We start from the raw sequence: 14,458 nt of genomic DNA on the forward strand, positions 1-14,458 counted from the left end.
TTCGTTTCTGCGATGCGGCTGGATCAGCCGGCGTTGCAGGTCGCCAGGGCCTGGTCGTCCAGAGCCTCGCCCTTGTAGCTGAAGGCGGTGACCGGGCCGAGCTTGGCGACCACGCGACGGCAGGCGCGGGCGGCGGGCTGGCTGGTTCCGCCCGAAGCGGTGCAGGACGCGCCTTCGCAGCGCCAGGCGGCGCCGTCAACGATGACTCGGCCGGCCGGGGCCTTGGCGGCGTCGGCCAAGGTCAGGCTGGTGGTCGGGGCATCAGCGGCGAAAGCGGGAGCAGCGACGAACAGGGCTGCGGCGGCGAGAAGAGCACGCATAGGCAAGACTCCAAATGGGTTGGGCGCACGGCCCTGCGACGCCATAGTCCGTTTTCTTTGGAAACTGTCAATGCGGTTTCGAAGCAACGGATCGGCGTTTACTGACCCACGTTTACTTACCGATGATCATGTTTCAAGTGCGGCGTGTCATCGGCCTTTTTCATGGCGATCACGGCGTCCTCGACCGTATCGACGCTGATGTAGGCGTCCAGGAAGCTGGCGGGCGTCATGCCTTCCTCCACGCTGTGGCGGATCAGGGCAAAGTAGTTTTCCCAGAACCCGTTCAGGTTCAGGAAGATGACCGGCTTGGCGTGCAGGTCCAGCCGTTTCCAGGACAGCAGTTCGATCGCTTCTTCGAGGGTGCCGATGCCGCCCGGCGCCACGACGAAGACGTCGGATTGATCGTACATCAGCTGCTTGCGCTCGTGCATCGAGGTGACGACCACGGTCTCGACGTCGTCGAACAGGCGTTCACGGCTGCGCAGGAAGGCCGGCATGATTCCGACGACCCGGCCGCCGGCTTCGTGCGCCGCGCGCGCCGAGGCGCCCATCAGGCCCACGCCGCCGCCGCCGTAGACCAGGCGCCAGCCCGCCTCGGCCGTCGCCTTGCCGAAGGCGCTGGCAGCCTGGACGTACTGCGGATCAGCCCCGTCGGACGAGCCGCAGAACAGGCAGACCGAGCGGCCTTCGAAGGGGGCGATGTTGGCGGGCGGCAAAGACATGGGGCCTCGGTACAGGAAGGGAGACAGAGCGGCGTCGACCGCGCTATCTGAGGGCATAGGCATATCGCTACGCGGGTCAGGATGAAACGTCGGATTGTCGTTGCATGGTCTGGCGTCGTGCTGGCCCTTGCGGGCTGCAGCGCGCCGGTCGAGCGCACCAAGGGCGAAGAAGCCCGACAGGACGGCGGCTGGACGGCGTCGCCGCGCATCAAGGCCATCGTGCGTCAGGGCACGGGGCTGGTCGTCCGCGGCGATGCGCCGCCGGGCGCGCGCGTGGTGTTGCGCGGCGATCAGGACGCGGCCTATGCGGCGGGAACGGATGCTTCCGGACGATTCGAGTTGCGCGTCGGTGCGGTCCCGACGGCCATGCTGCTGACGCCAGAGGTTCAGATCGGCCAGTTTCCGGCCTCGGGTCCGGAGCAGTTGATCCTGGCGGGCGACGGCGGCGACCTGGCGGCTTTGCTGATCGAGGGCGGGGCCAGTCGTCGGCTGTCCCCCGGTCCGGCTCTGGATTCAGTCGACGGTGACGGCCGAGGTTTGCTTGTCTCTGGGCGGGCTCGGCCCGGCGCGCGCGTGGCTGTATCCGCTGACGGCAGTGTGGCGGTGGAGGCGGTCGCCGATGCTGAGGGGCGCTGGACGGCGACTCTCGCTGGCGTGGGGGATCGGTCGGCAGACATCACGGTCGACGGGGCGAGATTCGCCTATCCCGGACCGGCAGGTGGCGCGGGTGTCGGATTGATCGAACGGTCCGGGGCGGGGTGGCGGCTGACGCGGGCCCTGTCACCGTCGGCACGGCAGACCAGTTGGTTCCCGGACCTGTGATGTGCCGATCCAGCACAATTTAGATTTCATTAACCAAACAAGTTGATCAAAGGCCTGTCTTCTTATTCTTCGAGGACACCCACCATCACCGAACGAACGACTTTCAGCCCGACGCGCAATGCGTCGGGTCTTTTTTTGCACGGTGCGTGCTGAGCGGTTCAGCCAGATCGGGCGGTCAGCTTTATCGCGGCGCTCAGGCCGAACAGAACCGCCAGGACGGCCAGCGTCAGCAACTCCGGTGCGACCTCGGCTACGCCCGCGCCTGCCGCGTTCAGCTTGACGAAGGCCTGGATAGCCGAGGTCGAGGGCGACAGGCGAGCCAGCGAGGCGAGCGGTTCAGGCATCAGGAACAGGGGCCAGGCGGCGCCGCCTAGGAAGAAGAGCGGGACCGAAGTGCCGACCAGAATCTGCATGGCGCGTTCATGCCGGTCGAAAAGGCTGCCGATGGCCAGTCCCAGGGCCGAGACGCTGGCTGCGAAGACCGGCACGGCCAGGATGATCCCGAACAGGTCGCCCATGCGCGGATAGTCCTGAAACCAGAAGACGAAGCCGAAATAGAAGAGGCTGGCGACGCTGCCGATCAGGGTCAGGGCGGTCCACAGGCCGAGGAAGCTGCGGGTCGAAAGCGCCTGGGCCCCCGTTTCTCGTCGCAGACCGGCGAACAGGGCGGCGCCCAGCAGCAGGGTCTGTTGCAGGATGATGGCGCTGACCGCCGGGACCGCATAGCTGCCGTAGCCGTCGGTGGTGTTGTAGAGCGGGCGCTGCACGACGGTCGGGGCGCGTTCCAGCAGGCGCGTGGCCTCGATCACGGGTGTCAGGACCTGTTCGGCGGCGGCCGCCGCAGCACCGCCCAGCGCCTTGCCCATGGCCGTGGCGCGGACCAGATAGGCGCCGTTCAGATAGAGGCCGATCCCCTTGGCGTCGCCGTGGATCAGGGACGACTCGAACCGTTCAGGGATCATCATGACGGCGTCGACCTCGCCGTTGCGCAGCATGCGCTCGGCTTCGGCGGGGGAGGCTGAGACGACGGCGGCGTCCAGAGCGCGGGTGGCGTTCATCTCCTGCACCAGTCGGCGGCTGAGGGTCGAATGGTCCTGATCGACGACGGCGACCGGCAGCTTGACTGGCGTCTGACCGACATAGGCCATGGGGTAGTAGAAGGCGTAGGCGACGACGGCCAGCAAGATGGTGCTGGACAGGGGGCGGTGCTTGAAGATGCCTGCTAAGGCTCCGATGAAGGCCCCGCCAAAGCTGCGGGCGGGCAGGTGCAGGCTGAGGTCTTCGGGTTTGGGCGCGCGTCGGGCGCGACGATGGGCCAGAGGGATCGACAGGGCGAAGGTCCCGGCCGCGACGCCCAGCAGGATCAACAGCGGCTCCAGCGAGGCGGACAGGTCCGAGCCCAGCACCATCTGCTCGTTTTGCAGCCGCAGGTAGTGGGTGAAGGGCAGGATGGCGCTCCACGCCTGAGCGAAGGCCGGGCCGTGCAGAAGGGGCAGGGTGCCGTTGGAGAAGGCGATGGCCGAGCCCGCATAGACCGCCGTGGCCGAGAAGCTGGTGTCCATGTCGCCGGTCAGCGCGACCAGCAGGGCCGATATCCCGGCGGTGGCCGCCATCAGGGCGAGCAGGCCAGCTAGCAGCATCAGCAGGCTGCCCTCGACGCCCCAACCGCGCCAGCCACAGAGCCAGGCGATCCAGACCGCGCCCCACACGGTGAAGGTCAGGACATAGGGCGTCAGCTTCCCCGCCAGCGCCGCCGTCAGCCGCCCGTCCATTCGCGCCGACCAGTCCATTAGCGAGCCGCCGCGCAGTTCACGCCCCACCCCCATGACGGCGGCGCAGGCCATCAGCAGATGCAGGGCGCCGGGCATGATCAGTCCGCCGAGGAAGAGCTCGAAACTCAGTTGGGGGTTGCCGAGGATGGTCACCTGAACGGCGGGCGTTTTCAGCCGCGCGGCGGGCACGCCCAGCGCTCGCGCCCGGTCAAGGATCAACGGAGCGGCGGCGCTGGTCAGGGCCGTGGTCTGGGCCGAGGCGGCCAGCGAGCCGACGGTCTGGAAGGCGCCGTTGTAGTAGACGATCACCGCGTCCGGCTGACGAAAAGCGTTCTTCTCTGCGCCGCGCGGGATGTAGGCGAGGCTGTAAATCTTGCCCGACCGCATCAGGGGCCAGGCGGCTTCCAGATCGGTCGGCTGGGCCACCACCCGCACGCCGGGGCTGGCTTCCATGTTGCGGATGGCGGCGCGGCTGAAGGCGGAGTGATCCTGATCCACCACGGCGACCGGCACGTCGCGCACCACGCCCTGGAAAAGCATGGCCCCGACCACGACCATCAGCACGATCGGCATGACGAGCAGCAGGATCAGGTCCCAGCGGCTGCGGGCCAGATGGGCGATCTCGGCGCGCAGGGCGTGACTGAAGACGCCGCCGTCAGTCGGCCTTGTCACCGGGCGGGCCAGTCGAACAGGACGCTCATGCCCGGACGCAGCCCCTCGACTGGAGCGACCGGTTTGGCGTGGATCTCGAAGCTGCGCACGTCATAGCCGCGCGACTGGCGTGTGGCGCGCCAGGTGGCGAAGTCGCCCTGGGGGCTGATGAAGTTGACGCGGAAGGCGACGCCCTTGCGGTTCAGGGCGGGGATGTCGCCGCGCACGGTGTGGCCGATCTTCAGGCCGTCGAACTGATCCTCGCGCAGGTTGAAGGCGATCCAGGCGTGATCCAGATCGACCACGGTGAAGACCGGCACGCCGATCAGCACTAACTCGCCGGGGTTGGAGAAGCGTTCGGCGATCTCGCCTGCCGCTGGGGCGATCAGGCGGGTTTCAGCTTGCAGCGCGGTCATCTGGCCGACCCCGGCGCGGGCGGCGGCGACCTGGGCGTCGGCGATGGTTTTCTCTTCGCTGCGAGGGCCGGCGACGGCCTTCAGGTACTGCTGGCGAGCGGCCTCGGACTGGGCGGCGGTGGCGGCGCGGGCGGCGACGGCCTCGTCGCGGCGCTGGGCGGAGATGACGCCCTCGGCGAACAGGTTTTCAGCCCGCCGCGCGGTCTGGGCGGCCAACTGGGCGGCGGCCTGGGCGCTGCGCCAGATGGATTCCAGCGAGCGGATGTCTTCGGGCCGGGCGCCGACTCGGCTCAACTCCTGAACGGCCTTGGCCCCTTGCAGGGCGGCGGCGGCCTGCTGGTCGGCGGCTGTGATCTCGGGGCTGGAGAGGATGGCCAACACCTGGCCCTGAACGACGCGGTCGCCGGCGGAGGCCAGCATCTTCTCGACCCGGGCAGGGGCCTTGGTGGCGACGGTGAAGGTCTCGGCCTCGACCATGCCCTGCACCTGCGGCGGGGCCGGGCGGGCGGCGAGGAAGAGGCCGATGATCACAAAGGCGAGCACGGCCAACGCCGCCAGCGCGATGATCAGGGTCTGGAGCCCTTTTCGTTTCAGGGGCGGAGGCGGCGTCTCGGGCGCGGGCGGCGGGGCGAGGGGGGCTTCGGTCATGGCGCGATCACCCGGTCGGCGCGTTGCAGATAGCTGATGAATTCGTCGCTGCGGTCGCTGGCGGCCAGCAGGGCGGCCAGGGCCAGTTCGTACTCATAGGCCGCCGCCGCGCGCTGCAAGCGGGCCGCGCCCAGCAGGTTGCGGGCGTCGATGACGGCGGAGGCCGGGGCCTCGCCCTCGCGGAAGGACAGGTCCTGAACCCTCAGGTTCTCGGTCGCGGCTTCAAGGCTGGAGTCCAGCGACAGGAACTGACGGCGCGACAGCTCGACCAGGTTGTAGGTGCGGATGATCAGGATGCGGACCTCGTCGCGGGCCTGACGCTCCAGCTGTTCGGCGGCCTGTGAACGGGCGCGGGCGGCGCTGATCATCCGCCCGCGATCCAGCGACGACATCAGGGTGTAGCGGGCGCCGACGCCGAAGGCCCAGTCGGGCTCGATCGGCAGGGCGTCCTCGCGGTTCAGGTTGTAGGCGCCGAAGGCGTAGACCGACGGACGCAGGCGTGACCGGGCCAGATCCACGCCGGCGTCGGCCAGATCGCGCCCTGCGCCGGCCAGGGCGATGCGGGGATTGTCGGCGGTTCCGGCTTCGATGAAGTCGCTGACAGGGGCGGGCGGCGTCGAGTTGACGAACAGGGAGCTGGTCGGGGCCACGCGATTGGTCACGGCCAGCAGCCGCGATAGGCTTTCCACCGCCGTATCATGCTCCAGTTCGGCGCGATCCAGCTGACGTTGGGCGGCGTCGCGGGCGACCTGAACCTGCAGTCGTTGCGCGGCGCTGAGGAAGCCCTCGCGCTCCATGGCCTGGGCGTTGCGCAGGTGCAGGTCGAAGCCGTCCCGCGTGTCGCGGGCGATGATCAGGGCCTCGTGCGTCAGGGTCTGGCCGAAATAGACCCGCACCAGATTGACGCTTTCCAGATTGCCCGCCTCGGCCTGACGGGCGCGGGCCATGTCGACATTGGCGCCCGCCGCATCGCGCAGGGCAGGGATGGCCCCGCCGGTGTAGATGGGCATGACGGCGGTGGCGACGGGACGGAAGCTGGTGTCGGCGGTCTTCAGCCGCACGCTGCCGGGCAGGCTGGCGAAGAACTCGGGCAGGGCGGTCTGCAGCCGGTCGTTGATGGCTTGCAGGATGTCGCCGGGCACGCCGGGCAGGTCGCCGATGATGCCGGGCAGCAACTGGTTGGCGACGGACTCGGCCTGGCCCAGGGCGTCGGACAGGGAGATGTCGAAAGTCTTCTGATAGCGCAGCACCTGAGCGTCGACGGCGATGGTCGGCCGGTTCAGCGTGCGCGCGGCCGCCGCCTGTTCCTCGGCTGCGGTCACGTCGGCGCTGGACGCGCGTCGAATGCTGGAGGTGGCCTCCAGGCGGGCGGTAGCCGCTTCGAAACTGTAGGGAACCGCTTCCTGGGACAACGCCGTCGAAGCTGGCAGGAAGGACGTTGCTGTCAGGACGAAAAGAACCACGCCGCGTCGCCATAGGCCCTGCGTTTTCGGTCCTGATCTCGTCATCGAAATCGCCCCATCAAAGTCGTGCGGCGCCGTGGGGCGCCGCGCCCACCAGCGGCGAGCTTGACCTTAAATCGCGTCAGAGTGGTTCAGGTTGCATCGGGGGTGGTTTGCGAAGCTTTGGCGAAATCACGGCGTGATCGTGGCGGCTTCGAGGAACCCTGGTTTGCTAACGGCGTTGGCTTCGGATCAGGTGTTAAGGTCGGGGGCGGGATGTCGCATCCACAGACTGTGGCATGGATTGTCGGGGCGGCGGTGACGGCCGCTGCGCCTGCTCTAGCTCAGGAGTCGTCGGAGCCCGACGCCTTGACTCGCGAAGTCGTGGAACTGCGCCGGGCTGTCGCCGCGCTTCAGGCAAGACTGGACGCTGTCGAGGTTGCGGCGCGAAGATCGCCTGCAGCTCCAGAACCGAGCGGATCATCCGCGCCGGCGTCGCCGGCGGCGCCTGCGACATCCGTCTCGACGGTCCTGCCCAACCGCAACACTTTCGGCGATGAGCTTACTGGAGTAGCGCGGGCAGATACGGCGGCGCCGCCCAATGATCCGCAGTTGCGGGGCTTCATCCCTATTCCCGGCACCGACACGATGGTCAAGCTGGGCGGGTTCGCCAAGGTCAACGCCATCTACGACTTCGGCCCGGCGGGGAACCCCGACAAGCTGGTCACGGCGACTATTCCGATCAGCGGCGGCGACGCCCGAAACGCCAATCTGGACGCCAACGCCACCCGTTTCAGTTTCGACGTGCGGCGGCCGAGCGCCCTGGGGCCGCTGCGCTTCTATCTGGAGAACGACTTCTACGGCGGGGCGGGCAGCACGGCCTTTCGGTTGCGGCAGGCGCATGGCCAGGTGGGCAATACCTATGCCGGCTACGGCTACAGCGCCTTCACCGACTCTGACGCCTTTCCCGAGACGCTGGATGACGAGGGGCCCAACGCCGAGGCTTTCCTGCGGGTGGCGGCGATCCGTCAGATCTGGAAGCTGGGTGGCGGCGCGACCGCGACTCTGTCGGTCGAGGATCCATCGTCAGACCTGACTTTGGGCTCGGGGCGGACCTCGGCCCAGCCGGCGCCGGACGTGGTGGGAGCGCTGCGACTGGAACGACCGTGGGGGCATGTCCAGACTGCGGCCGTGGTTCGTCGGATTGGCTACAGCGAGGATGACCGCGATGAGAGCGACTTTGGCTATGGGCTGAACCTGTCGGGCCTGTTCAAGCTGGGCGGTGATTTCGCCATGGCGGGCGTGACCTATGGCGACGGCGTGGCGCGCTATTTCAACGATCTGGGCGGACGCGGTTACGACGGTCTGATCCAGCCGGACGGCGATGTTCGCACCCTGTCCGCCTATGGCGGCTACCTCGGCTACACGCGTCACTGGAGCCCGCGCTGGCGGTCGAACCTGGTCGGCGGGGTCGTGGTGCTGGAACGCGACGCCCTGCTGGCGCCGACGGCTTTCCGATCCAGCGGCTATGGGGCCCTGAACCTGATCTGGGCGGTCAGCCCCAGCTTTTCGGTCGGGGTCGAGGCCCTGTACGGGCGCCATGAACTGCAGAACGGTCAGGACGCCGACGTCGCCCGGCTGCAGGCTAGCCTCAAATACGATTTCGTCCGGTGAGCGCCCTGCTGGTTCAGCACCCGGAGATCGCGCTGTTTCTGGCGCTGGCGATCGGTCATCTGATCGGGATGATCAAGGTCGGGCCGATCCAGTTGGGCGGCGTCTGCGGGACCCTCATCGTGGCCCTGATCCTGGGGCAGAGCGGGGTCAAGCTGGATCCCGACCTGAAGGCGGTGGCCTTCGCCCTCTTCATCTTCGCTCTGGGCTTCACCGGCGGGCCGCAGTTCTTCGCCAATGTCGGCAAGGGCTGGCGCTACGGAATGCTGTCTCTCGTCGAGGTCGTCGCCGTGATGGCGGTGGTCATGACGGCGACCGTGTTGCTCGGGCTGAACCCGGGCGCGGCCGCGGGGATGCTGGCGGGGTCGGCGACCGAGTCCGCCGTCATCGGCACGGCCTCCGAGGCGGTCAGCCGGCTGGCTTTGCCGCCGAGTCAGATTGAGGCTCTGCAGGGCGAGATCGCCACGGCCTACAGCGTCACCTACCTGTTTGGCCTGATCACCATCGTCCTGTTCACCAGCCAGCTGGCGCCCGCCATTCTGCGCATTGACCTGAAGAAGGAGGCGGCCGATCTGGCGCGCCGCATGGGCGGTGAGGGCGAGAGCGGGGCTCCCGCCCTGCCGCCACTGGTCGGACGGGCCTTCGCCGCCGGGGCGGCTGCGGGCGAGACGGTCGCTGCCTTCGAGCAGCGTTTGAGCTACGACGCCACGGTCGAACGGATCAGGCGCGGGGACGAGGTGCGCGAGGCGGCCTCCGACGACCTGCTTCAGCCCTCCGATGTCCTGCTGATCGTGGGGCGTCGCGACGGGGTGCTGAGGGCCGCCGACGCGCTGGGACCCGAGACCGTCACGACCCATCTCGATATGCCGCTGGCGCGCCGACCCTATGTCATGAACCGGGCTGAACTGGTCGGATGTACGGTGGCGCAGCTGCGCGCCCTGGCGCCGCTGGAGGCCCATCGCGGGGTCTATATCGCGGGCATCCAGCGACTGGGCCACGCCATCCCGGTCCTGCCCGCCACCAAACTGGAGCGCGGCGACGTCATTGAGCTGTACGGCGCCGAGCGCGCAGTGGCTCGCGCCGGCGACGAACTGGGGCGGGCCATCCCTGCGGGCGACAAGACCGACTTCGTCATGCTGGGCCTGGGGGTTCTGGCGGGCATTCTGATCGGCGCTCTCGGCGCGACGGTTGCGGGTATTCATGTGACCCTGGGCGCGGGCGGCGGCTGCCTGCTGTCGGGCCTGCTGTTCGGCTGGTACGCCTCGCGCCGCGCAGGATCGGCGGCGTTTCCCTCGTCGGCGGCCCAGATCCTGAAGGATTTCGGCCTGGCCACCTTCATCGCCGCGGTCGGCTTTTCCGCCGGTCCCGACGCGATCCGTCTGATCAAGGAATACGGTCTGGCCCTGCCGCTGGCGGGAATCCTCGCGGTCCTGATCCCGGCCTCGCTGTCGCTCTTCATCGGCCATCGCCTGCTGAAGATCGAGACGCCGATCCTGCTGGGGGCCATCGCCGGTCAGCAGTGCAGCACCCCCGCAATCAGCGCCCTGGTCAGCGCCTCGGGGAACTCGACGCCGGTCGTCGGCTACACCGTCACCTACGCCATTTCCAACGTCCTGCTGCCCCTGCTGGGGCCGGTGGTCGTCGGGCTGGCGGCGCATCTGGGATAGAGGAGGAGGGCCTCATGGAATGGCTGCATAACCTGTTCTCACGCTCGCCGGAGGCCGCACTCTTCCTGACGCTGGCCATCGGCTATGCGGTCGGCAAGATCAATTTCGGCCGGTTCCAGTTGGGCGGGGTCGGCGGCTCCCTGTTGGCGGCGGTCGTCGTCAGCCAGGTGGGGGTCCAGATCGACGACGGGGTGAAGGCGGTGATGTTCGCCCTCTTCATCTACGCCGTGGGCTACAACAGCGGGCCGCAGTTCTTCAACTCGCTGAACAAGTCCAGCCTGCGCGAGATCATCCTGGCGGTCTTCCTGGCCATCACGGCCCTGGTCACCGTGGTGGTGCTGGCCAAGCTCTTCCATCTGGACAAGGGGCTGGCGGCGGGTCTGGCGGGCGGCGCCCTGACCCAGTCGGCCATCATCGGCACGGCGGGCGACGCCATTTCGCGTTTGCCTCTTTCGCCTGAAGCCATCAAGGCGCTGCAGGCCAATGTCGCCATCGGCTACGCCGTGACCTACGTCTTCGGCTCGCTGGGCGCGATCATCGTCTGCGTCAACATCCTGCCGCGCTTCATGAAGGGGGACCTCAAGGCTGACGCCGCCAAGGTCGAGGCCCAACTGCGCGGCGGCACGCCCGTTTTCGGCCCCGGCGCGACGCCGGCCCTGCCGCGTCTGGTCGGCCGAGCCTATCAGGTGCGCGAAGCCGAGGGCCAGACCGTGGCCGAGATCGAGACCGCGGCCCAGGACGCCATCACCATCGAGAGCGTCCTGCGGGGCGGTCAGGTCGTACCGCTGAAACCGGATTTTAGGCTTCAGGCCGGGGACGTTGTGGTGGTCGTCGGGCGGCGCGATCAGGTTGTCGACATGGCCTCCGACATCGGTCCCGAGACTGTCCTGCCCGACGACGGCGAGAACCCGGTCATGCAGTCGCGTCAGGCGGTCTTCACCCGCAAGGACATGAACAACATGACCATCGCCGAGGTGCAGGCGGCGGTCGATCGCGACATGCGGCGCGGCGTCTACATCGAAGGCATCACGCGCATGGGGCGACCCTTGCCCGTGCTGCCGGACACCAAGCTGGTCCATGGCGACGTGGTCACCTTCTATGGTTCGGCGTCCGATACCCAACGCGCGGCCAAGGCGGCGGGCTATGAGCTGGTTCCCAGCGACAAGACCGACTTCGTCTATCTGGGGCTCGGGGTTCTGGTCGGCCTGCTGATTGGTCTGCTGAGCGTGCAGATCGGCAATGTCCCGCTGACACTGGGGGCAGGGGGCGGCGCCCTGTTGTCCGGTCTGGTGTTCGGCTGGATGCGCGCCAAGCGGCCCATGTTCGGGGCCATGCCCCATGCGGCGGGGCAACTGCTGCAGGACTTCGGCCTGGCCGCCTTTGTGGCCGTGGTCGGTCTGAACTCGGGGCGTCAGGCCCTGCAGACGGTGCAGGAACATGGGATCACCATCTTCATCCTGGGGGTGATCGTGACCCTGTTGCCGCTGCTGCTGACCATGCTCTTCGGCCGCTATGTGCTGCGTTACGACAACGCGGCCGTCTTTGCCGGCGCCCTGGCCGGTTCGCGCAGCGCCAACCCCGCCTTCGGCGAGGTCCTGTCCAAATCCGAAAGTTCCGTGCCCACCGTCCCGTTCGCCATCACCTATGCCCTGGCCAACGTCCTTTTGACCCTGCTCGGCCCGCTTGTGGTCGGTCTCGTCTAGCCCCGGAGACGTTTGATGCATTCCCAAGATGAAAAACTGGCCCAACTCAGCCCGTTCGAGCTGAAGGATGAACTGATCAAGCTGGCCTCCAGCGTCGAGAACCGGCTGATGCTGAACGCCGGGCGGGGCAATCCGAACTTCCTGGCCACGACGCCACGCTATGGCTTCTGGCGGCTGGGCCTGTTCGCCATGCGGGAGGCCGAACGCACCTTCGCCTACATGCCCGAGGGGCTGGGCGGCTTCCCGCGTCAGGCCGGGATCGAGGATCGGTTCGAAATCTATGCGCGTGAGCACGCCGGCGCCGAGGGCATGGAGTTCCTGGCCGGCGCCGTCTCCTATGTCCGCGACCAGCTGGGTCTCGACGCCTCGGCCTTCCTCTATGAAATGTGCGAGGGGATTCTGGGCTGCAACTATCCGGTGCCCGACCGGATGCTGAAGCTGTCAGAGGTCATCGTCGGCCACTACCTGCGCGATGAAATGGCCGGAGCGCACAGCCTGGTCGGGGAGTTCGACATCTTCGCCACCGAGGGTGGGACGGCGGCGATGACCTATATTTTCAACACCCTGCGGGAGAACCATCTGGTGTCGCCGGGCGACAGGATCGCCATCGGCATGCCGATCTTCACCCCCTACATCGAAATCCCCGAGCTGAACGACTATCGGCTTGAGCAGGTGCATATCGAGGCCGATCCCGATCTGGGGTGGCAATACCCGGCCTCGGAGATCGACAAGCTGAAGGACCCGTCGATCAAGGCCTTCTTCCTGGTCAATCCCAGCAATCCGCCGTCGGTTCGCATCGACGACGCGACGCTGGAGCGCATCGCCGCCATCGTGAAGGAGCGGCCGGACCTGATCCTGCTGACCGACGACGTCTACGGCACTTTCGCCGACAACTTCGTCTCCCTGTTCGCGGTCGCGCCGCACAACACCATCCTGGTCTATTCCTACTCGAAGTATTTCGGGGCCACGGGCTGGCGTCTGGGCGCCGTCGCCACGCATAGGGACAATGTGCTGGACCGGCTGATCGCCAAACTGCCCGAGGCCGCAAAGAAGGAGCTGGACGAGCGCTACGCCTCGATCACCACGGCGCCGCGCGATCTGAAGTTCATCGACCGGTTGGTGGCCGACAGCCGTACCGTCGCCCTGAACCACACGGCGGGCCTGTCGACGCCGCAGCAGGTGCAGATGGTGCTGTTCTCGTTGTTCTCGCTGATGGACACGCCGCAAGCCTACAAGGCGGCGATGAAGCGGCTGATCCGCCATCGCGAGCACGCCCTCTATCGCGAGATCGGCGTGGCCCCCGATCCCAACCCCAACGACGTCGGCTACTACACCCTGCTGGACCTGGGGGACCTCAGCGAGAAGGCCTTCGGCAAGCCGTTCAGCGACTGGCTGCTGAAAACGATCGAGCCCCGGTCGCTGCTGTTCGAACTGGCCGAGGAGTCCGGCGTGGTCCTGCTGCCCGGCGGCGGCTTCGGCGCGCGAACCCCGGCGGGCCGTGTCTCGCTGGCCAACCTCAACGAGGCCGACTACGCCAAGATCGGCAAGGCCGCCCGCGCCCTGATCGAGAAATACTACAGGAAGTTCGAGAAGGGCTGATGCACATCAGGCGATCAAAGACGCATGTGGTCCAGAGACATTGACGGAAATCCTGACGCTTGAGTGGATGGGAAAACCCGCCTGGATGTGGGCGGGATTTCTGGTCGTCGTCGTGGCTTTGCTGGCCTTCGATCTGGGCGTCCTGCACCGCAAGGCGCACGAGATCGGCGTGCGGGAAAGCCTGTTGCTGTCAGCCTTCTATATCGGGGTCGCCCTGCTGTTCGGGGTCTGGGTCTGGGTCCGGCTGGGGGCGGACAGCGGGCTGGACTATCTGACAGGGTTTGCGATCGAAAAGAGTCTGGCGATGGACAACGTCTTTGTCATCGCCATGATTTTCAGCGCCTTCGGGATTCCGCGCCTGCATCAGCATCGCGTGCTGTTCTGGGGCGTGCTGGGCGTCATCATCCTGAGAGCCGTCATGATCGCGGCTGGGGCGGCTCTGGTCAGTCGCTATGAGTGGGCGCTGTATGTCTTCGCCGGCTTCCTGATCTTTACCGGCGGCCGGATGATCGCCACCAGTCCTACCGAGGAGGCGGCGACAGGGCAGGGTGTGGTCAAATGGCTAAGGCGACATATGCCGGTTACGGACGGTTTGCATGGCGCGCGGTTTTTCGTTTTTGAGGCCAATGCGGCGGGACGGATGGTTTGGCACGCCACGCCGCTGTTCCTGGCCCTGGTGACGATTGAGTTCGCCGACGTGATCTTCGCGGTGGATTCGGTGCCGGCCATCTTCGCCATCACGACGGATCCCTACATCGTCTACACGTCCAACATCTTCGCCATTCTGGGGCTGAGGGCGCTTTATTTTGCGCTCGCGGCGGTGATCCACCGCTTCGCCTATCTGAAGCAGGCCTTGGCGATCCTGCTGGTCTTCATCGGAGGGAAGGTCATCGCCGCGCCGCTGATGGGGCTGGAGAAGTTTCCGCCGGCGATATCGCTCGGCGTGACGGCCGCCATCCTGGCCGCGGGCATTCTGTGGTCGATGTGGAAGACCCGGGCCGAAACCCGGGTCGACACATGAGGCC

11 protein-coding genes are annotated in these 14,458 nt (G+C 67.2%); 6 read left to right on the plus strand and 5 right to left on the minus strand.

The window, feature by feature from the left end; translation table 11 throughout:
* Nucleotides 1-23 precede the first annotated feature (23 nt).
* Together ACIQTU_RS08115 and ACIQTU_RS08120 are read right to left on the minus strand one after the other, a co-directional pair.
* The gene (locus ACIQTU_RS08115; RefSeq protein WP_400545030.1) at nucleotides 24-320 is read right to left on the minus strand and encodes a CC_3452 family protein; all 297 of its coding nucleotides are present in this window, start codon (nucleotides 318-320) and stop codon (nucleotides 24-26) included.
* 116 nt (nucleotides 321-436) lie between these two features.
* On the minus strand, nucleotides 437-1,042 hold the full coding sequence (locus ACIQTU_RS08120) for a TIGR00730 family Rossman fold protein (RefSeq protein WP_400545033.1): 606 nt from the start codon (nucleotides 1,040-1,042) through the stop codon (nucleotides 437-439).
* A gap of 81 nt (nucleotides 1,043-1,123) precedes the next feature.
* Here ACIQTU_RS08120 and ACIQTU_RS08125 point away from each other — a divergent pair, with 81 nt between their 5' ends.
* Complete coding sequence (locus ACIQTU_RS08125; protein WP_400545036.1) at nucleotides 1,124-1,864, plus strand: hypothetical protein; 741 nt, start codon at nucleotides 1,124-1,126, stop codon at nucleotides 1,862-1,864.
* Nucleotides 1,865-2,022: 158 nt separating this feature from the next.
* Here ACIQTU_RS08125 and ACIQTU_RS08130 read toward each other — a convergent pair whose 3' ends face one another.
* From ACIQTU_RS08130 to ACIQTU_RS08140, 3 genes are read right to left on the minus strand one after another with little or no spacing between them, the layout of a single operon-like run.
* Entirely contained in the window at nucleotides 2,023-4,308 is a 2,286-nt protein-coding gene (locus ACIQTU_RS08130; RefSeq protein ID WP_400545039.1) for an ABC transporter permease, read from the minus strand.
* Nucleotides 4,305-5,351, minus strand: coding sequence for an HlyD family secretion protein (locus tag ACIQTU_RS08135; protein ID WP_400545042.1), 1,047 nt, complete (start codon nucleotides 5,349-5,351; stop codon nucleotides 4,305-4,307). The genes ACIQTU_RS08130 and ACIQTU_RS08135 overlap by 4 nt, the downstream gene beginning before the upstream one ends.
* Nucleotides 5,348-6,814, minus strand: coding sequence for a TolC family protein (locus tag ACIQTU_RS08140; RefSeq protein ID WP_400545045.1), 1,467 nt, complete (start codon nucleotides 6,812-6,814; stop codon nucleotides 5,348-5,350). The genes ACIQTU_RS08135 and ACIQTU_RS08140 overlap by 4 nt, the downstream gene beginning before the upstream one ends.
* Nucleotides 6,815-7,162: 348 nt before the next feature.
* Between ACIQTU_RS08140 and ACIQTU_RS08145 the strand changes: the two genes are divergently transcribed.
* From ACIQTU_RS08145 to ACIQTU_RS08165, 5 genes are all read left to right on the plus strand, one after another.
* Nucleotides 7,163-8,467 carry a DcaP family trimeric outer membrane transporter gene (locus ACIQTU_RS08145; protein WP_400545048.1) on the plus strand — a complete coding sequence of 435 codons (1,305 nt, stop codon included), beginning with the start codon at nucleotides 7,163-7,165 and terminating at the stop codon, nucleotides 8,465-8,467.
* Nucleotides 8,464-10,131 (plus strand): aspartate-alanine antiporter, encoded by a 1,668-nt coding sequence (aspT, locus tag ACIQTU_RS08150; protein ID WP_400545051.1) that lies wholly within the window; start codon nucleotides 8,464-8,466, stop codon nucleotides 10,129-10,131. The genes ACIQTU_RS08145 and aspT (ACIQTU_RS08150) overlap by 4 nt, the downstream gene beginning before the upstream one ends.
* Before the next feature lie 14 nt (nucleotides 10,132-10,145).
* Nucleotides 10,146-11,834 carry an aspartate-alanine antiporter gene (gene aspT, locus ACIQTU_RS08155; protein WP_400545054.1) on the plus strand — a complete coding sequence of 563 codons (1,689 nt, stop codon included), beginning with the start codon at nucleotides 10,146-10,148 and terminating at the stop codon, nucleotides 11,832-11,834.
* Between the two features lie 15 nt (nucleotides 11,835-11,849).
* Complete coding sequence (locus tag ACIQTU_RS08160) at nucleotides 11,850-13,433, plus strand: bifunctional aspartate transaminase/aspartate 4-decarboxylase (RefSeq protein WP_400545057.1); 1,584 nt, start codon at nucleotides 11,850-11,852, stop codon at nucleotides 13,431-13,433.
* Nucleotides 13,434-13,500: 67 nt separating this feature from the next.
* Complete coding sequence (locus ACIQTU_RS08165) at nucleotides 13,501-14,454, plus strand: TerC family protein (protein WP_400545060.1); 954 nt, start codon at nucleotides 13,501-13,503, stop codon at nucleotides 14,452-14,454.
* Nucleotides 14,455-14,458: the final 4 nt, after the last annotated feature.

This window comes from Brevundimonas sp. NPDC090276 (assembly GCF_044772165.1).
GTDB lineage: Bacteria > Pseudomonadota > Alphaproteobacteria > Caulobacterales > Caulobacteraceae > Brevundimonas.

Bases quoted from the DNA above. Each gene is read 5' to 3' on its own strand.
- ACIQTU_RS08125 (WP_400545036.1), top strand. From the start codon at position 1,124: ATGAAACGTCGGATTGTCGTTGCATGGTCTGGCGTCGTGCTGGCCCTT.
- ACIQTU_RS08120 (WP_400545033.1), bottom strand. From the start codon at position 1,042: ATGTCTTTGCCGCCCGCCAACATCGCCCCCTTCGAAGGCCGCTCGGTC.
- aspT (WP_400545054.1), top strand. From the start codon at position 10,146: ATGGAATGGCTGCATAACCTGTTCTCACGCTCGCCGGAGGCCGCACTC.
- ACIQTU_RS08135 (WP_400545042.1), bottom strand. From the start codon at position 5,351: ATGACCGAAGCCCCCCTCGCCCCGCCGCCCGCGCCCGAGACGCCGCCT.
- ACIQTU_RS08165 (WP_400545060.1), top strand. From the start codon at position 13,501: ATGGGAAAACCCGCCTGGATGTGGGCGGGATTTCTGGTCGTCGTCGTG.
- ACIQTU_RS08160 (WP_400545057.1), top strand. From the start codon at position 11,850: ATGCATTCCCAAGATGAAAAACTGGCCCAACTCAGCCCGTTCGAGCTG.
- ACIQTU_RS08115 (WP_400545030.1), bottom strand. From the start codon at position 320: ATGCGTGCTCTTCTCGCCGCCGCAGCCCTGTTCGTCGCTGCTCCCGCT.